This window comes from Pirellulales bacterium (genome assembly GCA_035939775.1).
Classification (GTDB): Bacteria; Planctomycetota; Planctomycetia; order Pirellulales; family DATAWG01; genus DASZFO01.
The window spans coordinates 1-20,945 of sequence record DASZFO010000216.1; the positions used below are offsets into that span (position 1 = coordinate 1).

The following is a 20,945-nucleotide window of genomic DNA, read 5'->3' on the forward strand; positions in this document are numbered from 1 at the left end:
AGAGGGGGACAGTCCCCTTTTGTTCCTCAACCATCGCGGCGAAGGTGCTCGCCACAAAAGGGGACAGTCCCCGGTGGTTTTCGGACAAGCACTCGCGCAACTGGTCTTCCAGCTCGCGCGGCGCGTCGGTCGCCTGGCGAACAATTCGCAGGACCCATGCGGCGCGCCTGCCTACCAGCGCCAAGAGCGCAGCGACCGCGAGAATCCAGAGCCCAAATAGCGCGCCGCGCCAGTGCAATGGCGTCGGCGGCGCGGCCGCAGCGATTGGCGCCGGCGCCATCGGCGGGCCGGAGGATTTCAAATCCGAAACCGCAGCCGTGTCGTGGGGCGCGGCGGAAGCGCCGGGCGGTTCTGTCCGTTCGGGTCGATCCGCAATCGCAGGTTCGCGATCAACCGCGGACGCAGACAAGCCTGCGTCGAGCGTCTGATCCAACGGCCGCGAATTCCCAACGTGGCCTGCCGGCAGCCAATAGGCGATGCTGGCGGGCGTGCGCAAATCGACCGGCAAGACCAGCTTGACCAGCACCATGAGCCAGACCGCATAACGCACCACCGCCCGCACGCGATGGCGCAACAGCAGCTCGAGCGCGAGCAGCACCAGCACCAAGATCGTTACTTGGACAAGCATGCCGCTGGCGAAATTCCAAAACGACTCGCCAAAGCGATTGAGGAACTCGACGCACGGGCTGAGAATCTCACTCATGGCGCTGCCCTTTGCGAAAATCGAGCAGTTTGCGGAGTTGTTTTAGTTCGTCGGCCGAAAGGCCTTCGTCTTCGACAAGGAATTGGATCATGGGCGTGAGCGCGCCGTTGAACGCTCGGCTGAGGAGCCGGCGGAGTTCGGCGCGCTTGGCTTCGGTGCGCGTGATGAGCGGGGCGAACATCTGCAAGTTGCGGATCGAGTGCGTGGCCAGCAGCCCCTTGGCGACCATCCGGTCCATCGTGGTCTTCACGGTGCTGTAGGCCCAACCGTGGTTATCGTGCAGGGCTTCCTGCACAGTCCCGGCCGCGCAGGGCTCATGTTCCCAGACCACCGCCATGATCGCCCATTCGACGTCGGTCAGCGGCTTTGGTTTGCCAGGAGGGCTTCGCTTTGATTTAGCATCTCGGGCCATGACTCGACTCCATTGAAAACTACAGACGCCGAATATATTCGACACATGTAGAATTGTCAAGGGGCGGTGGCCTGAGAACGCCTAACAAATCGGGCTGGGAGAAGGGGACAGTCCCCGTCTTGCTCCACCGACCATCGCCGCGACGGCGCCCGCGGACAGTCCCCGTCGGATTTGCTAGGCGTTCTAATTCATTTACTTGCCGCGATCGTGATCTCGCAGCGTGCACCGAGCTGCTCCCAAGTTACGCCCGCTGGCGGCGGGGCGTCGAGCGTGGCCTTGCCGTCGGCCAAAGTGTAGCCAAAGGGCTTGCCGGTCACCGGATCGACCGGCAGAGGCACTTCCTTGATCTCGTCGAGCGCCGCGGGAAGCATGCCGTCATGATCGGCTGCGTAGAACCGGAGGGCTTCGATCACTCGCAACAGCGCGATCCGCCGCTCGCTCCGAACGCTCGCCTTCCGCACATTCGCGATGGCTGGCAGAATCAAGCTGGCCAGCGGGACGAGTTCGCGCTGGCGAATGTCGTTTTTCAAATTCGCGTCGGATTGAGCCATTCCATCCTGGGCTTGCCAATACGGCACGTTGAACCACTTGAACATCTCGTCGCGGGCGACGTCATAAAGCAACACCGTGTGCAACAAGATCACTTGAGCCGCCGGCATTGCGTCGACCGCCTTTCGATCTCGCCCTGACGCGACCAGGTCGGCCTTGGCCGGATCAAAGCGCAGGATCGCGGCGCCGGCCATCGCGGCCGATATGGCGGCCCTTTTGGCCGGATCACCTTCAACTGCACCGGAGATCAGCTCGACTCGCCGCCCAAACGAGACTAGAAGTGCCGCCCATTCCTCGGGCGAATGCTGAGCGCGCTCGACTCCGCGCAATTCCGGAAAGGCAAGTACAGCATCGTCCTTCTCGAATTCGAAGGCCGGGCGAAGGTCGACGAGCGGACTTGGCAGCGCGGTGATGCTCCAATACAAGTTCGGGCAATTCGGCGACTGGATGAGTGTCAGCACTTGTTTATCCATGATGTTGGAAATGGCGACGCCTACCAATCCACTTATCAGGAAGGGACAATCTGCCGTGTGTCGCGCGAGCACGTAGCCAGTTTGCAGCGTTTCGGTCGCCTGAGCCAGGTGGCCTTCGGAAATCTGCATCCGCGCCTTAAGCGCCAAGAGCCGCGCGACGTTGCGCTGGGGGCCCACCTCGGGAAGCAGGATACCGAAGATGTCGTCGTCCTCGCGGATCGGCGGCTCCCAATCGCAGCGATCGCGATGGGCCGCCATCGTCACGATCTTCAAAATCGCCTGATGCGAGACGACGGCTTTCTCGACCTCCTCGCGCGGCATCTCGGCCGGGGGCAATTCCAGCCAGCGATCGATCTTGTCCCACAGCTCGTTCGGATCCTTCTTATCGACCAGCAGCACGGCCGCTTTGGCATAGAGCGTCGCCGCGTTGCCCGGATACTGATCGACGAACCGCGGCAAGAGCGGGAATTGCAGTGCCGCGGCGGGCGGTTTCGCCGGATGAAGCACGACCTTGACGACCTTTGGCTCGTCCGGCTTCGCGGCCGGAGGTGCGCCAGTTTCATCGGCGGCGAAAAGAATCATCGGTGAGAGACAAACACCAAAAGTCAGACAGAGGCCTCTGAACAAAACGGCACGATACTTATTCGCTATCTGAATCATGGAACGCTCTCTCCGGTTAAAGCCACTTGCTTTTTTATGTAGCCCAGGCGTTCACGCCTGGGACGTGCGGCACCAAAAAAACCACTCGCCCCTTCAGCGGCTGAAGCCGCGGACGAAAGCCCCGTGAACGGGGCTGAAAACTTTGCTGTTCTGAAGCGTGCCCCCGGCGTAAACGCCGGGGCTACCGAAAAGCGATCGGACGAGTCATGTTCCCAGGAACTCTTTCAGCAGCGTTCGATTGCGCACATCGCTCGGATTCGCGCCGTTGGCGGAAGGGGCCGGCACGTCGAGCGCATCGACGCCGCGCTGCAACACCTGCTCCCGCAACACAAGATAACCGGCGTCGGACGCCCCCGATCGCGATGCGATTTTCGGCTCAGGATCCTCGTTTTGCTGCGCGGCAAACGGTGACGTAGGTTGGTCTGCGCCCGCCGCGGGATGACTGACGTACACGATCCGCTCCTGCGGCTGGCGAAACGCGAGCAGCCCGCCCAATCCCAGCGCGATCAGCGCCATCGCGGCGGTCGCACAAGGCCAAAACGCGCGATGTAGCCGTGGAAATCGAGCGGGCGATGGAATCGTCGCGCCCGCGGCGCCGGCCAGATACATCAACCGATCGCGATCCACGCGACTGGCCGCCGGGACAAGCGCACCGAGCGCCGCCTCGAACGGCTTCAAGTCGGACGGGAATTCATTCGATCGATATTCGTCGTCAGGCAACATGGTCTCGCTCCGATTTCGTCAGTTTTTCGCGCAACTGTTTCAAGCCGGATTCGTATCGGCGATGGGCCGTGCTCGGCGACAGCCCCGTCACCACCGCGATCTGTTGAAAGGTCAATCCGCCCCAGAGGTGCGCCACGATCACTTCGCGTTCGTCGCTCGCCAATCCCTCCAACGCCGCGGTTGCGGCCGCGGCATCGAAGCCCGGTGGTTCCGCGGGAACGAACCACGAGCGGACGGTCTCGGCCGCGGCCGTCTCGTGCCGACGGCGCCGCTGTTCGGCACGCACGGCGGAAATTGCCCCGTTTCGAACCACGCGATACAGCCAGGTGACGACCTGATCGGGAACGCATCGCTGCCGCGCCAACTGGACAAACGCTTGCTGCACCACATCCTCAGGCGTCCGGCACCATTGGCGAGCGAAGAGTTCCAGCGCCGCCGCGTGGCGATCGAGCAGTTGCCCGAGCAACTCCGGCCCGACAGCGCCAGTCGGCCGATCCGCGGCGTTCGCCATGTCGTCGCTGTCGTACACAGAATAGAGACGCCGGTGGGGCGAGGTTATCTCACGAATTGGAGAGAATTAAGATCTGCTCCGAATCTCGCATGGTCGCCGACCTGTAACTTGCGCGCACTCCGGTTCGCAAGCGAACCGGCTAACGAACGATTTCCGGCATTCGGCCTTTGATTCCCGGATTCGTGGCGGACGCTGCCAGCGTCCGGACCGACGCTGGCAGCGTCGGCAACGATCCTCCGGCAGCTCACTTTCCGCCGGTCACGCCGGGAAGGTGCGCTACAATGTATCCCAGCACCGTCAGCACGACCGGGATGAGCGCGAGCAGGATGATCCACAGATAGCGCTTTCCGGGCTTCCATTCGGCGGGGGGACGGAGTCGGTCGGCCCGGCCGGTCACTTCAACCTTCTCGGGGGCATCCAGCTCGGCCTTCATTTCGGCCGCGGACTGGTAGCGGTTTTCCGGCCGCTGCTCGAGGGCATGGAGCACGATCTCCTCGACTTGCGGCGAGATTTCCGGGTTCAATTTCCGCGGCGCGATCGGATCGCCGATCAGCCGGGCGTTCATGATCGCCAACGGATTGGTGCCCTCGAATGGAGTCTGGCCGGTGATCATTTCGTACAGGATCGCCCCCAAGCTGTAGATATCGGTCCGCGCGTCGCCGCGCTTGCCCTTCACCTGCTCGGGGGCCATGTAGTCGGGCGTGCCCATCGCGGGAGAGAAGCCGGTGAACGTGATTCGCCGCATTCCGCCCGCCTTGGCGATGCCGAAGTCCATGATCCGGATCGTGCCGTCGTGGCAGACCATGATATTCTCGGGCTTGAGATCGCGGTGAACGATATTCTTATGGTGCATGTGCTCCAGCGCGTCGCTGAGATTCGACGCGATCTGGAGCGCCTCGTTGACCGGGATTTGCTTCACATTGTTGAGCACCTGCCGGAGCGTTTGCCCTTCGAGCAATTCCATCGCGATATACGGCCGGTGCTTCTCCTCGACCGGCAACACGTGCAAGATGCTCGGGTGGTTCAGCGTCTTGCCGATTTCCTCCTCGCGCTGGAATCGCGAAAAGAAGGCCGGATCGCTTTCGAAACGCATCAGCGGCACCTTCACCGCCACGGGAATGCCGTTCTTCAAGTCGCGGGCCTTGTAGATCGAGGCCATGCCGCTGCGGCTGATAAGGCTTTCGATTTGAAATCGGTTGTCGAGCACCTCACCGATTTCGACTTCGTTCGGCATCGTGACCTCATTCTCGTGATAGATCGGCTGGCCGCGGAAATAGCTGAGCGTGGTGACCTTTTCGACCCGCGCGATCTGGACGGATAGATTGTCGTCGGTGCCGCGGCGCTCCGCCAGTTGCACCAGCTCGCGGCAGGCCTGGTCGGGCGACATCCGGCCCACGATTTCGAGAATCTCCTGGTCCGTCACGCAAAAATGCACTCCGTCCGAGCATTGCACGAGAATATCGCCGCTGTTGACTTGCAGCGTGTGATAATCGACCTGGATCGTGATCTCGCGGCCGATGCTGCGCGTGAGCATACAGCGCAGGTCGCTATGGGCGGCATCCTTGGCGGAGATCAGGCCGAGCTTGACCTGCTGGGCGGCGAAGTTGTGGTCGGTCGTGATCTGCGTGATCTTGCCCCCTTGGATCAAGAAGGCCCGGCAGTCGCCGACGTGGCCGATGTTGATCTCGTTGTTGCGAAAGATGGCCACCGTGAGCGTCGTGGCCATGCGGCCCTGCTCGCGGTCGAACATGCTCCGGTCGTAAACGGCCGTATTCGCCTCGCTGAACATTTGCCAGAGGGCCTGCCGCGGCACGGTGCTCGGCTTGATCCCCTGGAACCGCCGCAGGGCCGTTTCAACCGCCAATCGGCTGGCCACTTCCCCTTCGCCATGCCCGCCGACCCCGTCGGCCAAGGCGGCGATTGCTCCGCGAGTGCGGTACTCCTGCTCGTCGGAGGGTTCCCAGAAGCCGACCCAGTCTTCATTGTTCCGGCGAACAGGACCGGTCGAGGAGAGTTGGGCGTACGTGACTTTCATTTTCTAACACAATCCTCTTACTTAGGCACGCTCTGCCCGGCCAGTAGGCAAAGCGGCTGCAAATCCGCCCGGCTGGCAACTTTACGGCGCGGCTGGACAAAAAAACTGCATATTGCAAGCCATTCATGGTTAAAGACTTGCGTTCTGCAAGATTCGTGTCCGCGGGACTCCATGATAGCGTTGGTATCGAGTTTGCGAAACGGGGCAGCAATCTGGTTTGCCCAAAGCGCGGCAGCGCTGAGGTTTTGACTGGAGCAACGTGCGCGGTTAGGCGGGCGAGAACGCCGCGCGCGGGCTCGAGCATGTGTCTCGACTCTATTTGCTCGCCCCGAGGGACGACGTCCGTCGTCCCGGACAGGAAGTTGGTGGTCGTTCATTCCCTGTTTCTTGAGGCCATGTAAAAGAGAGGTGTCACGTGTCGAGTGAAACTGAAAAAGGTTCTGGGCCCCAGATGAAGGCAACGTTGGGGCTGACGGGGCTAACGATGAACGCGATGGCGCTCATCGCCCCCGGGGCGTTCTTGTGGTTGACCTACGCCATGCAGAGCACGTATGGCGCGCCGATGGCCGGTTCGGCGATGTGGTTTGGGATTGTGGCCGCGCTTTTGCTTTGCTTCGCGACCGCCATCTCCTATGCGGAGTTGTCAAAGCTCTATCCAGGCGCTGGCTCTTCCTATTTCTTCGCGGAGCAGGCATTCCTCTCGAAGACCCATGCCTATAAGTTCGCGCGGATGTCCAAGTTCATCACGGGCTGGGCGAGCCATCTTTACTACTGGGTGTACCCTGGCGTGATGGTCGGCGTGACGGCGATCTTTGTCGGCTACATGATGGGGAATTTGATGCCCGAGAAGTTCAACGTGGCGTACAACAGCCCGACGTTGATGGTCGGCTTTTGCGTCATCTTTGCGTTCGGCGTCGCGTATATCGCTTATCGTGGCGTGGTCGGCTCAACCGGCGTCAATATCGCCATCAACATTATTCAGATTAGCGCCCTCATGATCTTCGCGGTGATTGCAATCGGTTACCGCTTGAGCCATGGCGACGGCAAGGAGGGCTGGACTCTCGACCCCGACGGAAATCCGATCAACGTCGTTTTAGCGACGTACAAAACGGACCAATTCGACGCGAACAACAATCCGGTGCAGAAGGACAAGGATGGGAATCCGGTCAAAGACAAAGATGGCAACATTCTCGACAAGGACAACAAGCCGGTCGCGAGCCCCTCGACTTTGCCGGTTGACAAAGCCGGCAAGGCGCTGGACATGAAGGACGGCAATCTGACGAAGGCCTCGATCGCGATGGCCGTCGCGGATCCCGGTGGCGCCCCGCAGAAGGACGCCGACGGAAACTGGATTGTTTCCATGAAAGACGGGAAGGAGGAGCCGTTTGTTCTGAAATACTCGGACCCCGTCGAGAAGGTGGCCGATGCGACCGATCCCAAGGCGACGAATGACACCCGGCAATATTTTGCCGACGCGAAGGATGTCGTTGTGCCGCACTCTGCCAACTACATGCTGATTCAAGCATGTATCGCGATTCTGATCCTCGTGGGGTTCGAATCCGTCACCTCCATGGGTGAGGAAGCCAAGAACGCGAAGCGCGACATCCCACGAGCCGTGCTGCTCTCGCTCGTGATCCAAGGCGCGATTTGCTACCTGTTCGAGTATTTCGCCGCCAATTTCTTTTTGAATCCTGGCTACAAGATGACGGCCGCTGCAGCCTCCAGCGCCCCGATCGGCGACATGATGAAGATGGTCGGTGCGTGGTTGTTCGGTAGCCCAACGGCCGGATTGTGGTTCATGAAAATCCAGGCCCTAACGGTGTTCCTCGCGCTCATCGGGACGACGCTGGCCTGCATTAATACAGGCGCCCGAGTGACCTACGCGATGGGCCGCGATGATGAGGTGCCTTCCCATTTCGGCATGTTGCACGGAAAGAACCTGACGCCGCATCGGGCGATTTGGACCCTGGCGACGATTTCGGTGGTGATTGGAATCTTCTCCGTTTCGATGTACCTCTGTTCTCCGACGGCCGCCGATCCATCGGCTGCGCTGACGGACGCCCAGAAAGCAAGCATCTGGTATCCCGCTTGGATGCTTCCAAGTGCCTCGATGGCGACGATACTGCCGAATAGCCTGCTGGTGGTTACGTTGATCAGCAATTTCGGCACGTTCATGCTATACATGCTCACGTGCATCGTCGCGATCGTGGCCTTCCGCGAACATCACAGCTTCAATACGTTCAAGCACACGTTTATTCCTGTGTTTGGACTGCTCGCAAACCTGGCATGCATGTTGTTCTATCTGGTTGGGCCCTTTACGGTCGCCGGCATGACATGGAAAGAGCCATATGCGGCCCTTGGAATCGCGGCGCTATGGGGCCTTTACGGCGCGTTCTACTTCGCCAGGTCTGGCAAGAAGAAGGGCAAGGGAGTCTATTCGACGCTTGAGCATAAGACCGCCGCCGTAGGCGCAGGATAACTTGCAATCCCCAGCGCTCGCCAGGGACGGCGGGCCATTTAACCTACTAATCGCGACCGCCTGGGCTGCGGGTGTGTCTTCGACCCCGGAAGGGAAGAAGTTCACGCCCGCAGCCTTTTGACGTTGATGGGTACGATAAAGGATTAATCCGAGCGTTCATGGTGGCGGGATCGTATTCGACCCCGGCCTAATTGTGCTTCTACGCCAACGGCGTTACGCCCTCTAGCCCAAGGGTAACCGCGAAGCGCGGCAACCCTGGGATAGAGGACGAAGCCCCTTTGGGGCTTGGCATCGCAGACCGTCCATGCCATACATGAACCGCAGCACTAGGGAAAACAACAAACTGACGTTATCCTCAAGCTAGCCCAAGTCCACCGTCCATTCACTTGACGCGAGGCGACTTCTCGTGATGCGGTTTCTCTTAATCCTGCTGCTCGGGGTGGCGCTTGTTCTTCATCTCGGCGGCGAGGTATTCTCGGTGCCGAAAGCTCAAGCCGCCGACAGCGCCAAATCCGATGCGACGGCCAATAATGCGATTCCCGCCGGGGCCGATTCCGCCACCACGGTCGCGCCGGTTTCGGAACGGGTCGCGATCAACGTGCTCTGGACGCTCGTCACCGCGTTTCTCGTGATCCTGATGCAGGCCGGGTTCGCGATGGTCGAAACCGGGTTGACGCGCTCCAAGAACGTAACCCACACGATGACCATGAACCTGATGGTCTACGCGCTCGGCGCGCTGGCCTACTTCGCGATCGGATTTGCACTGATGTTCGGTGGCTGCGGTGAAGCCGCAATGCTTGGCAACGGAGCACCGCTCTGCAAAGAAGTCGCCATCTCGCTCTTCGGCCATCCCATCGGCCTCTTCGGCTGGAAAGGTTTCTTCCTGTCCGGCGCCGCTGCGGACGTCGGCCTGCTTACGCTGTTCTTTTCGCAAGCCGTGCTGGCGAACGTCTCCGCGACGATCCCGACCGGGGCGCTGGCCGAGCGCTGGAAGTTCCGCGCGTTCGTGCATTGCGCGATCATCATGACGGCCATCGTTTATCCGATCTTCGGCAATTGGGTTTGGGGCGGGGGCTGGCTCTCGCAGCTTGGGACGAACTTCGGCCTGGGGCAAGGCTTCAAGGACTTCGCCGGCTCGTCCGTGATTCACATGACCGGCGGCGTCGCCGCTTTGGCCGGCTGCCACATCCTCGGCCCGCGGATCGGCAAATACAACCGCGACGGCTCGCTCAACGTGCTCCTGCCGCATAGCGTGCCGATGTATATGGCCGGCACATTGATCCTGGCCTTCGGCTGGTTTGGGCTTACGGCGGGCCGGGCCATGATCGGCAACGACCTGATCGTGGGCCGCGTGGCGACAAACACGATGCTCGCCTCGGCCGCGGGCGCGGTGGCCGCGATGATCTACATGGGGATTCTGTACAAGAAGCCCGATCCGAGCTTCATGTGCAACGGACTGCTCGCGGGTCTGGTCGCCATTTCCGCCCCGTGCGCGTATGTTTCGCCGCTGGCCGCCGTCGTGATCGGGCTGGTGGCGGGCGTGCTCGTCGTCTGGAGCGTGCTATTTCTCGAACGGGCCACTCGGCTCGACGACCCCGTCGGGGCGATCAGCATCCACGGCATCAACGGCGCCTGGGGCGTGCTGGCCGTTGGCTTGTTTGCCGACGGCAGCTACGGGCAAGTGAGCGGCCTGTTTTACGGCAACGGCTCGCAGCTCGCGGCTCAAGTCGTGGGCCTCCTGGCTAATCTGATTTGGGTGTTCGGCGCTTCGTATTTGTTCTTTAAGATTATCGGAGCGCACGTCGGCAATCGTGTCGGACCGACGACCGAGCTGCAAGGGCTCGACGTGCCCGAACTCGGCGTGGTCGGCTATTTCAACGAAGACCCGGCGGCGGCCAAGGGGAGCCTTACCCGACAGATTGCCGAGCCGCGCGCCGCTACCGCTCCGCCGCCGATGAGCGAGAATCGGTTCAGCATCGTGATCGAAGGGGCCGATGCCCCGTTGGTCAAGGCAGCCTGGAACGAACTCTGCCAGCCCAGCGACCGACCGAGCGATCCCGATTTTGTCGCCCTTTACCCGCTCATGACGCTGATCAAGGGCAACCGCTTCCGCTTTCGCGGCGGCAACGCCGAAGACGTCCGCAGCCGCCTCGAGCGCCTGCTCACCAATCGCCTCCCCGGCAAACAAGTCCGCGCGCGGGTAGAAATCTGAGACAAACCAAGGACAATACCATGAAAATGATCGTCGCCATTATTCGTCCGGAAAAGCTGGAAGACGTTCAAGCGGCCTTGAACGAGCGAGACGTGTATCTGATGACTGTCAGCGAAGTGCGCGGCTGCGGCCGGCAGCGCGGCTACTCCGAGATGTACCGCGGCACGGAATACAAAACCCGATTGCTCCCCAAGCTGAAGCTCGAGATCGCCGTGAACGACAGCTTCGTCGACGCCGCGATGGAAGCGATCGTCCATTCGGCCCGCGCCGGCACGACGGGGCAGGTTGGCGACGGCAAGATCTTCGTCTTTCCGCTGGAGGATTGCGTCCGCATCCGCACCGGCGAAGAGGGCATGGAAGCCATCGGCCCGTGAGGGGTTTTTCTGAAAAGCGGCGAACCGAGTGGCAACAGCACCAGGAGTATCTCTGATGAAAACCCGTACTGGAACGCTCGCGACAGTCCTCATCGCGGCCTGCGCCGTTATCGCTCGGGCCGACACGCCGACGTACCTTCGCCCCGCGGCCATCGATCCGCTCAAACTCCTTCCCGGGCCTCCCTCGGCCCATTCCGCGGAGGCGCGGGAGGAACTCGATCTGATGCTCATGATCCAAGAGAAGCGAACGCCAGCGGAGGTGGATCGCTGCGCGTCCGAGGTGAAACTGAAGGTCGAGGCCTTCAAGAGCGTGATGGGCCCGTGGTTCACTTCCAAGAATCTGCCGCGACTGGCCAAGTTATTCGCCGCGTTGGAAAAGGACTCGAAGCAGCTCAGCGATGCTGTGAAAGCTCACTACCGCCGCCCGCGCCCCGAGCATGAGGACGACCACATCCACGTTCCGATCGATGATGAAACGACATTCGCCTACCCCAGCGGCCATTCGACGCGCGGAACGCTTTACGCTCTGATCCTGGTCGAACTCGCGCCCGATCATCGCGACGCGCTACTCGACCGCGGCCGCGAAATCGGCTGGGACCGCGTGATTGCCGGCCTCCACCATCCCAGCGATATCTACGCGGGCCGAGTGCTCGGGCAGGCCATCGCCCAATCGCTGTTGGCCGATCCCAAGTTCCAACCGGAACTTGCCGCGATCAAGACCGAATTGCATGATGCCCAAGAGCGGGCCGCCGAACCCGCGGCGAGCCGATGAGCTTTGCGCCATGCTACTGCTCCTCTCAGCATGAGTGCCGGTATAATGAATCGACGGGATTCTCAAGACTCGACAACGTGCTGTCGCGAATCCGGTAGATAGGGCGGGTTATGATTCATATCAAGAATGTCTTGGTGCCGACCGATTTCAGCGAGCCTTCGGACGTGGCGCTGCGATATGGAAAGGCATTTGCCGAAAGCTTTCAGGCCGCGCTGCACTTGATCCACGTGTTGGACGAGAGCGCCTTGGTATATCCCTGGACTTCGCCCGACGGGACGCCGATCGCTTTGGGGGCCGCGCGGTCCGAGATGGAGAACATGGTCAAGGACCGGCTGAGCAAAATTTTGAGCGACGCGGAGCGCGAGAAATACTCGGCTCGCGTGTCAACGCTTTGCGGCAGCCCCTTCATGGAGATTGTCGCCTATGCGAAAGCGCAGAGCATCGACCTGATCGTGATGGGCACGCATGGCCGCGGCCCGATTGCTCACATGTTAATGGGGAGCGTGGCGGAGAAAGTGGTCCGCAAGGCGCCGTGCCCGGTGCTGACGGTGCGGCATCCGGAGCATGAGTTTATTGTGCCATAATGGAGCGACAGGGTGGGCGCAACGCTTGCACGGCGGATTCGCGCCGTATCGCATTTTTCGCGGAATTGAACTTTGCACGAGAGATTATAGAATTCAGTGGCCGCCCCGTTTGGCACGCGCAGCGCGGCGGCCGCAAATCGAGAGTTTTCTCTCGTACAGTTGAACCGCCTCCGACCGACCTGCGCCGGGTGGCATAATCGTGATGCTAAGCCGCCTTGTTTGCGCGAGCCACCAGGCGGAGCAAGATTTTGCTGACGCCACCTCGCTTTAGGCCCGAGGAGGCGGTTTGCTGTGTTTCCGAGACCCGAATCCCTGAACTCATGCAAGTAATCCGCTATCCGCATCCGACGCTGCGGCATGCCTCGAAGCCGCTGAAGCGGATTGACGACGAGTTGCACACGATCGTGCGGCGGATGTTCGAACTCATGTATGAGCACAAAGGGGTCGGGCTAGCCGCCAATCAGGTCGATCTCCCGTACCGGCTGTTCATCGTCAATCTGAAGGGCAAGTTGGGCGAAGGAGAGGAATTGGTCTTTATCAACCCCGTCCTCAGCCGGCCACGCGGCCTGGCCGAGTCGGAGGAAGGCTGCTTGAGCCTGCCGGAGTTGTATGCCCAGGTGAAGCGGGCGGAGAAGATCACGCTCGACGCCTTCAATCTCCAGGGGCAAACTGTCCATCTCGAACTCGACGGCCTCTTCGCGCGTGTCGTGCAGCATGAAACCGACCATATCGACGGCAAACTGTTCATCGACCGGCTGAGCACGACCGGTGAATTGGAAGTGCGCGAGGCGCTGCGGCGGTTCGAGGAGGATTTCGCCGCTCGACGAGAGCACGGCGATATCCCCGGCGACGCCGAGATCGCGGCGCGATTGGCCGAATTGGAGAAGCTGCGGGCGTAGTCTATGGCTTCTTCAGCGAACTCCGTGTCACTGCGATTGGTCATGATGGGGACGGGGCCCTTCGCGGCGCCGACATTCAAAGCGCTACTCGACTCCCCGCATCCGGTAGCGGCGCTCGTGACGCGACCGGATCGACCGATCCACGATCGTCACAAACGGAAACAGGCCGCGCCACTGAATCCGATGCGCGAGGGCGCTCGCCAGCGCGGCATCGAAGTCTTCGAGCCTCAGAGCATCAATGCGCCGGAGGCGCAAGAGAGGCTCGGGCATTGGGCCGCCGACTTGTTTGTCGTCTGCGATTATGGCCAGATTCTTTCCCGCGAGACGCTCGCGCTGGCGCGACTGGGAGGGATCAATCTTCACGCTTCGCTATTGCCCAAGTATCGTGGCGCGGCCCCGATCCAATGGGCCATTTTTCATGGCGAAACCGAAACCGGCGTCTCGGTGATTCACATGACGCCGCAGCTTGACGCCGGGCCGGTTCTGCTCCAGCCACGCCTGGCAATCGAACCCGATGAGACGGCGGCCCAACTCGAACCGCGGCTGGCCGCCCTCGGCCCGTCCGCAGTTCTCGGCGCGATCGACCGCCTGGCAGCCGGCGATACTTCGGGGATTTCTCAAGACCCGACGCTGGCCACGAAGGCCCCACGGCTCAAGAAGACCGATGGGCTGGTCGATTGGCGGCGATCGGCCGAGGAGATTCGCGATCAGGTTCGCGCCATGGAACCGTGGCCAAAGACTTACACGTTTTGGCGCCCACCTGCCGGCCAGCCCCTTCGGCTGATTCTCGAATCCGTTGCCGCGCGATCGGAAAGCCATTCGGCATCTCCCGGCACGGTCATTGCGGCCGATGCGAGCAATTTGCTCATCGGTTGCGGCGACGGGTCGCTGGCCATCGATCGGCTGCAACCGGCGGGCAAGCGGTCGATGTCGGCCTCCGAATTCTTACGCGGCCACCCGGTGCAGCCGGGGCATGACTTCGGCGATGAAGCGGCATAGCGAAGCAGGTCCCTATTCGCTTCGGCGACAGTTTGCGCTTTTTCCTTCGGTCCCGCCAAGTTAGAATCTGGGGCTGGCGGATTGGGGAACTACGCCTTAAGAATCCGGCTGGGAGAAGGGGACAGTCCCCGCCGGATTTGTGAGGCGTTCTAATGGAATGCGGAGGGTCGGGCCATGGCGGGCTGGGAACCGTTGGACATCGGCATCCTGTTGGTGGCGGCTTACATCGCCGTCGTGACCTTGGTTCGAATGATGGTCCGCCGCCGCGACAAGCTGCTCGATGACCTCAGCAAAGGCGCCAGCCAGAACCAGGGACGCAAGCGAAAGCCCGGCGACGAAACCAAAGCCGCATGACTCGTGGCCGACGCTGCCAGCGCCGGTGCGTGCGTTCGCGGACGTCCTCCGCCCCTGGCGATGTTGCGTCGCAAGCCTGCCAATTGTCAGGCAGGGATGTCAGACCTGCGAGTTTGATACACCGTGACAAAGTATCTCTACATCGAGACGGTCGGCTGCCAGATGAACATGCTCGATAGCGAGCTGGTGGTGGCCACTCTGCGCAAGCAGGGATACGAGCTGGTCGATACGCCGTCGCAAGCTGACACGATCTTGTTCAACACGTGCAGCGTCCGGCAGCATGCGGAGGACAAGATCTATAGCGCCCTGGGCCGGCTAAAGCATGCCAAGCAGCATCATCCGCACAAGATCATCGGCGTGCTGGGGTGCATGGCCCAGAAAGACCAACGGCTCGTGTTCGAGCGGGCGCCGTATGTCGATCTAGTGGTCGGGCCGGGGCAGTTGCACCAAATCCCGCGATTGTTGGAGGAGATTGCCGCCGGGAGCGGACCGCGGCTGGAAGTGAGCCTCGATCGCAAGGCCGGCAGCCGCGATGAGATCGAGCGGAGCTTCGAAAGCTACGATCCCGATCGCGATCCCCAGATGCGGCCGACGCCCTATCAGGCCTTTGTGCGGATTCAGATCGGCTGCGATAAGTTTTGCACTTACTGCATCGTGCCGAGCGTGCGCGGTCCCGAGCAGGGGCGGCATCCGGATCATATTCTGGCCGAGGCTCGCAAGCTGGCCGACGAAGGCTGCCGCGAAATCACGCTCTTGGGCCAAACGGTCAACAGCTATCGGCACCACGGCCGAGGGCGAACGACGCGGCTGGCCGATCTGCTCTATCGCCTGAATGAGATCGACGGGCTGGCGCGGCTCAAGTTCGTCACCAACTTTCCCAAGGACATGACCGACGATCTCTTGGCGGCCGTTCGCGATTTGCCGAAATGCTCCCCGTATCTGCACGTTCCAGCTCAAAGCGGGTCGAATGGGGTGCTGCGGCGGATGAAGCGCGGCTACACGGTCGAGGAGTATCGCGAAATGCTGGCTCGCATCCGCGCGACCGTTCCCGGCTCGGCGGTCACCAGCGATTTCATCGTCGGCTTCTGCGGCGAGACGGAGGACGATTTCCAGCAGACCGTCGATCTGGTGCGCGAATCGCGTTTCAAGAACAGCTTCATTTTCAAATACAGTCCGCGGCCAGGGACGAAGGGCCACGAACTCCTCGCCGACGACGTGCCGGAAAACGTAAAGCGGCGCCGCAACAACGAGCTGCTGGCAATTCAGAACGAGATCAGCGAGAACGACAACCAGCCATTTATCGGCCGCGAGGTGGAAGTTCTGGTTGAAGGGCCGAGCAAAGCAAGCCGAAAGCATTCGCACGATGGCGACCATGATTCGGGTCCGTTGCAACTCACCGGCCGGACCCACTGCGACCGGATCGTCGTGTTCGACGGCAATCCACGGCAGATCGGTCAGTTGTTGGCAGTAACTATCTACGACGCAAACGCCTTCACGCTGTTTGGGAGCGTGGTTACACGGCACGTGGGGCCGGAATTGTTTGAAATCGGGGCTCGGGGCTGGGGACTCGGGGCTCGGAAATGCACAAGCGAACTTCAGGCGCCCAGATAGAATAAGTGATTCGATTCGATGCCGATGAGCGACCTTCTTCAGCGGCCCGCGGGGTCGTGCCTGAGCGAGTCCTGAGTCTCGAGCCCCTAGCCCCTATGGACCTCTCCGATCTGAATCGCTACCTCGATCATCCCGTCGAGGCCGCCGGCTGGCTCGCGAGTTGGCAGTTGGACGATATTCAGCGGGCGCACGGCAATCTCGTGCGGATGGCCCTTTCGGGGATCACGCTCGACCTGTTGGCCACGATCTGCGACCAGCTCGCGGAACAATTGCCGCGGCTGAGCGATCCAGACATGGCGCTCAACAATCTCGATCGGTTCGTGACGGCCGCCCGCAATCCGCTTTCACTCGCCTCGCTCTTCGAGCGCGACCGCGAGGCGCTGCCGATCCTGGTGCAGATTTTTTCGACAAGCCAGTATCTCAGCGATCTATTGATCACCGACTCCGAGAGCTACGATCTGCTGCGGATGACCGAAGGGCAGCCGGTCGGCCGCGAGACGTTGGTCAACGAATTGGCCAGCGAGGTGGCGGCGCTCAGCGATGAATCGGCCGTCCTGGCGGCGCTGCGACGATTCAAACGCCGCGAGACATTGCGGATCTGCTATGGCGACATCGTCCGCGGCCAGCGTCTCGACACGGTCGCCCGGCAGATTTCCCATCTGGCAGACGCGATTCTCGAAGCGGCGGTTGGTGTCGCGCGGCGGACTTTGGAGGCGAAGCGCGGCATCCCGCGAACTCCGTTGGGCGATCCGGCCCACTTCGTCGTGCTGGCGATGGGAAAGCTCGGCGGCGTCGAACTCAACTACTCGAGCGATATCGACCTGATCTTCCTCTACGACCAGGACGGCAGCACCGACGGACCGCGGCCGATGAACAATCGCGAGTTCTTCGACCGGCTGGCCCGCGATGTCGTTCGACTGCTCACCGAGGCGACGGAGCTGGGGATCACCTACCGGGTCGATTTGCGGCTACGGCCGGAAGGAGAGCGCGGCCCGGTCGTGATCAGCCTCGAAAGTGCGATGCACTACTACGACGTGCTCGGCCGCACCTGGGAACGGCAGGCCTTTGTCAAGGCTCGGCCGGTGGCGGGGAATCTCGATCTCGGGACAGGATTCCTGAAGCAGCTCGAGCCGTGGATTTATCGCCGCTATCTAAGCCGGGCCGACATCACCGGCATCAAGGCCCTCAAGCGGCGGATCGAGCAGCGCACGGCCCGCGAAGGGGCCGACTCGCACAACGTGAAGACCGGCCACGGCGGAATTCGCGACATCGAATTCGTGATTCAATTCTTACAGCTTCTCAACGGCGGCGACCTCCCGCAACTGCGCACCGGCAACACGCTCGAGGCGATCGTCCAGCTTGAAAACGTGGGCTGCCTCACGCACCAGGAACGGACGATCCTCGAGGAAAACTACGCGTTTCTCCGGAAGATCGAGCATCGCTTGCAGATCATGTTCGACTTGCAAACGCATCTTTTGCCGTGGGCGGCCGACGAGATGCGCCGCGTGTCGATCCGCATGGGCTACGGAGGCCGCGCGCAGCAAGACCCTTTGGAAGCTTTCACAACCGAGTATCGTCAGAAGACCGAATTGAATCGCAAGATTCTCGACCACTTGCTCCACGACGCGTTCGGCGACGATGACCATCCCGAGCCCGAGGTCGACCTCGTGCTCGATCCCGATCCGCCGGCGTCGCGAATCGCCGAGGTGCTCGGGCAGTACAAGTTTCGCAACATTTCCGAGGCGTATCAGAACTTGATGGCGCTGGCGCAAGAGAAGATCCGCTTTCTCTCGACGCGGCGCTGCCGGCATTTTCTGGCCGCGATCACCCCGCGGTTGCTGAAAGCGATCGCGGCGACGCCCGATCCGGATGCGGCGCTCGTGAACCTGAGCAAAGTGAGCGATTCGCTTGGCGGAAAGGGCTTGCTCTGGGAGCTGTTCAGCTTCAGTGAGCCGTCGCTGCGGTTGTACGTCGAGCTGTGTGCCGCTAGCCCGTTCCTTTCCGGCATCTTGACCAGCAATCCGGGGATGCTCGACGAGCTGATGGACAGCCTCGTGCTCGATAAGCTGCCGACGCTCGAGGTGCTGGAGTCAAATCTGGCCGAACTGACCCGGGCCGCGGAAGACCTCGATCCAATTCTGCACAGCTTCAAGAACGTGCAGCAGCTTCGCGTCGGAGTGCGCGATCTGCTCGGCAAGGAAGACATTCAGGCGACGACCGCCGCGCTCTCCGATATCGCGCTCGCCAGTCTGCGACGGATCACGGAGAACGAATACGCGAAGCTCGTCGCGAAGCTCGGCGAGCCGATGATCGCCGTCGACGAGGATATAGGGGGAGTTTCGCAGTTGGTCGTCGTGGCGATGGGAAAATTCGGCGGGCGCGAGATGAACTACCACAGCGACGTGGACCTCATCTTCCTCTACGAAGCCGAGGGAGCCACCTTTCACAACCGCCGCTCGCGCCGCAGCGGCGAGACGACGACGAATCAACACTTTTTCAGCGAGCTGGGACAGCGAATCATCAAGGTCGCCAACCAGCTTGGCCCGTACGGACGGCTGTACGAGATCGATCCGCGGCTCCGCCCGACCGGCCGGAGCGGGGCGCTGGCCACGTCGTTCGAGGAGTTCGGTCGATATTTTGAATCCGGGCAAGGGCAGCTTTGGGAGCGACAAGCGCTCTGCAAAGCCCGCCCGATCTATGGCTCGCCAAAGGCCTGCGGCAAAGCCGTGGCTGCAATCAACCACGCAGCCTTTGATCCGCCCTGGCACGCTGAGAATACGGCTGAGATCAACCGGATGCGGCTGCGGCTCCAAGAAACCGCCAAGCCGGCGAATCTAAAGCGCGGAATCGGCGGAATCGTCGACATCGAATTCCTCGTCCAGATGCTGCAGCTCAAGCACGGTCGCGACAACCCGCAAATCCGCGTTCCCGGCACATTCGAAGCCCTCGAAGCCTTGCACCAATCAAGCCTATTGAGCACCGATGACTTCAACTACCTCAACGAAAGCTACCGCACGACGCGCACGATCATCGGACGGCTGCAACTCATGAACACGACCGCCGGCCACGACTTGCCGACCGATCCGATTGAACTAGCCAAGCTCGCCCGCCTCCTGAACTACTCGGACCCCAACAAGCTGCTATCCGAATGTGAACGCTTCCGCCTGGAAAACCGCCGGCGGTTTGAGCGGATTTGTTAGGCGCTCTTCGGCTCGAACCGCTGTGATTCGTCAGGCTGGAGAACGAACTGAAACACAACCTCCACCGGCGTTCCTGTCGGCGCGACGGACGCTGGCGGCTCGCGCGCCGCGCCGGTTGCAAAACCGATGAGCCGCGGAAGTGAGAGTCCGAAGTAGGAAGCCTGCTCGGGCGGAAGGTGAGCGGCAACTCGAGCGAACAACTCCGCGGCCCGCCGGGCGTGCCTCCGAACTCCTTCGGGCCGCCCCTCGCGAACCTTGACGCCGGCGGCAGCCAACTTGATGAGCCCCTTGATGAAATTACCGATCGGACCGCTCCGTCCCGCCGCGTGCCAGATCCCTTCCCAGACCTCATGGTCCTCCCAGTAGTATCCGAAGTTAAAGAGGTCCAGTCCGTACAAATACGGGCGGCATTCGTACCAGCGGTTTGGGTCCGGCATGGAGCAAGGCGCCGGGACGGCGCCGAAGCTGTGCCCCGACGGATCGCGAATCGGGTGCGGAAATCTCCCGTTGACATAGCTGTATGGCGGCAGCGGCTCCTCGGGCACCAGCCGCCGCATCGCAATCCTTTCAGACTGACTGCCACCGGCTTCCATTCACTCAGTTTAGCCGCCAACACCGGGTCACCCAACCGGGATGCCGATGATGATTTCTCGGAAGGGGACGACTCACTGCCGCGGATTCGACAGAGACGAGGAATGTGGCCGACGCCGCCAGCGTCGGCGCGACTCGGCCTCCGCCTTGCCGCAACGGCGATCTGCGCGTACCTTGAGTGTGGCAAAGCCGGAGCCGTCGCAAACTCCGGCCGCCGCGCGCCTGTAGCTCAGGGGATAGAGCAGCGGTTTCCTAACGCAATATGGCCGATAATTGCTATCGCCTTGAATATGCGGAAAACCCTATATTTTACGGGGTATTTGGCGTTACGGCCGCGTCGTAACTTACCTGTACAAACGCTACAAAATCGCCGCTTGCGGTAGTACATACTACCGCTCCCCGCCGCGTAATAACCGCCAGCGAGGGGCAGTCACGGACAGCCCGGCGCGCCCCATAAGTGGAAAAACTACCCACCGACGGCAGATTGATCCGCTAAACATCCGAAGCGTTGAGCTTGCTGTAGATTTCCTCGCCGAGTTTGGTGAGCTTTTCTTGTATCTCAGGCCAGTGGTCGCGGTCTTTTCTCCCTTTGTCGAGAACAGGAAAACGGACATACGCCGATTCCGGCGTCTCGCGGGCTTCATACTTATATTTGGCTGCCGGGAAAAGTTTCATGGCCTTGTTTCTGCGTTCCTCCCTGCCATCCCCTTGGAACGCGATAGCAACTGAGCAAGCGTGGTTGCTGAGTTCAAGCGAGACGATTATGCCTCGAATATGTTTGGAAATCCACGCGTCGCCACTTAG

General features: G+C 61.3%; 18 protein-coding genes. 10 read left to right on the forward strand and 8 right to left on the reverse strand.

The annotated features are described in order from the left end of the window. From VGY55_13430 to VGY55_13455, 6 genes are all read right to left on the reverse strand, one after another. On the reverse strand, positions 1-703 hold a 703-nt coding region (locus VGY55_13430), incomplete at its 3' end, for a hypothetical protein (protein HEV2970968.1). After that, positions 696-1,115: a BlaI/MecI/CopY family transcriptional regulator gene (locus VGY55_13435; protein ID HEV2970969.1), complete on the reverse strand. Its 420-nt coding sequence runs from the start codon at positions 1,113-1,115 to the stop codon at positions 696-698. The genes VGY55_13430 and VGY55_13435, both read right to left, overlap by 8 nt. A 188-nt stretch (positions 1,116-1,303) precedes the next feature. Then, positions 1,304-2,719: a hypothetical protein gene (locus VGY55_13440; protein ID HEV2970970.1), complete on the reverse strand. Its 1,416-nt coding sequence runs from the start codon at positions 2,717-2,719 to the stop codon at positions 1,304-1,306. A 282-nt stretch (positions 2,720-3,001) separates the two neighbouring features. Continuing rightward, a complete protein-coding gene (locus tag VGY55_13445; protein HEV2970971.1) occupies positions 3,002-3,520 on the reverse strand; it encodes a hypothetical protein in 519 nt (172 codons plus the stop codon). Then, the gene (locus VGY55_13450) at positions 3,510-4,031 is read right to left on the reverse strand and encodes a sigma-70 family RNA polymerase sigma factor (protein HEV2970972.1); all 522 of its coding nucleotides are present in this window, start codon (positions 4,029-4,031) and stop codon (positions 3,510-3,512) included. The genes VGY55_13445 and VGY55_13450 overlap by 11 nt, the downstream gene beginning before the upstream one ends. A 244-nt stretch (positions 4,032-4,275) precedes the next feature. After that, positions 4,276-6,066, reverse strand: a complete 1,791-nt coding sequence (locus VGY55_13455; protein HEV2970973.1) for a protein kinase — start codon at positions 6,064-6,066, stop codon at positions 4,276-4,278. Between the two features lie 415 nt (positions 6,067-6,481). Here VGY55_13455 and VGY55_13460 point away from each other — a divergent pair, with 415 nt between their 5' ends. From VGY55_13460 to glnE, 10 genes are all read left to right on the forward strand, one after another. Continuing rightward, a complete protein-coding gene (locus VGY55_13460) occupies positions 6,482-8,545 on the forward strand; it encodes an APC family permease (protein ID HEV2970974.1) in 2,064 nt (687 codons plus the stop codon). Positions 8,546-8,954: 409 nt separating this feature from the next. Next, positions 8,955-10,757 (forward strand): ammonium transporter, encoded by a 1,803-nt coding sequence (locus VGY55_13465; GenBank protein ID HEV2970975.1) that lies wholly within the window; start codon positions 8,955-8,957, stop codon positions 10,755-10,757. A 20-nt stretch (positions 10,758-10,777) separates the two neighbouring features. Beyond that, positions 10,778-11,131, forward strand: a complete 354-nt coding sequence (locus VGY55_13470) for a P-II family nitrogen regulator (protein HEV2970976.1) — start codon at positions 10,778-10,780, stop codon at positions 11,129-11,131. A 55-nt stretch (positions 11,132-11,186) separates the two neighbouring features. After that, positions 11,187-11,903: a phosphatase PAP2 family protein gene (locus VGY55_13475; protein HEV2970977.1), complete on the forward strand. Its 717-nt coding sequence runs from the start codon at positions 11,187-11,189 to the stop codon at positions 11,901-11,903. A 110-nt stretch (positions 11,904-12,013) separates the two neighbouring features. Then, the gene (locus VGY55_13480) at positions 12,014-12,487 is read left to right on the forward strand and encodes a universal stress protein (GenBank protein HEV2970978.1); all 474 of its coding nucleotides are present in this window, start codon (positions 12,014-12,016) and stop codon (positions 12,485-12,487) included. A 320-nt stretch (positions 12,488-12,807) separates the two neighbouring features. After that, on the forward strand, positions 12,808-13,386 hold the full coding sequence (gene def / locus VGY55_13485; protein ID HEV2970979.1) for a peptide deformylase: 579 nt from the start codon (positions 12,808-12,810) through the stop codon (positions 13,384-13,386). Positions 13,387-13,410: 24 nt separating this feature from the next. Continuing rightward, the gene (gene fmt / locus VGY55_13490; protein HEV2970980.1) at positions 13,411-14,385 is read left to right on the forward strand and encodes a methionyl-tRNA formyltransferase; all 975 of its coding nucleotides are present in this window, start codon (positions 13,411-13,413) and stop codon (positions 14,383-14,385) included. A 174-nt stretch (positions 14,386-14,559) separates the two neighbouring features. Next, positions 14,560-14,739 (forward strand): hypothetical protein, encoded by a 180-nt coding sequence (locus tag VGY55_13495; GenBank protein ID HEV2970981.1) that lies wholly within the window; start codon positions 14,560-14,562, stop codon positions 14,737-14,739. Between the two features lie 123 nt (positions 14,740-14,862). After that, positions 14,863-16,350: a tRNA (N6-isopentenyl adenosine(37)-C2)-methylthiotransferase MiaB gene (miaB, locus tag VGY55_13500; protein ID HEV2970982.1), complete on the forward strand. Its 1,488-nt coding sequence runs from the start codon at positions 14,863-14,865 to the stop codon at positions 16,348-16,350. A gap of 95 nt (positions 16,351-16,445) precedes the next feature. Beyond that, positions 16,446-19,550: a bifunctional [glutamate--ammonia ligase]-adenylyl-L-tyrosine phosphorylase/[glutamate--ammonia-ligase] adenylyltransferase gene (gene glnE, locus VGY55_13505; protein ID HEV2970983.1), complete on the forward strand. Its 3,105-nt coding sequence runs from the start codon at positions 16,446-16,448 to the stop codon at positions 19,548-19,550. Here glnE and VGY55_13510 read toward each other — a convergent pair. Continuing rightward, on the reverse strand, positions 19,547-20,107 hold the full coding sequence (locus VGY55_13510; GenBank protein HEV2970984.1) for a DUF309 domain-containing protein: 561 nt from the start codon (positions 20,105-20,107) through the stop codon (positions 19,547-19,549). The two genes, glnE and VGY55_13510, sit on opposite strands and share 4 nt — an antisense overlap. Before the next feature lie 526 nt (positions 20,108-20,633). Next, the coding region (locus VGY55_13515) for a hypothetical protein (protein ID HEV2970985.1) at positions 20,634-20,945 on the reverse strand (312 nt) is incomplete at its 5' end.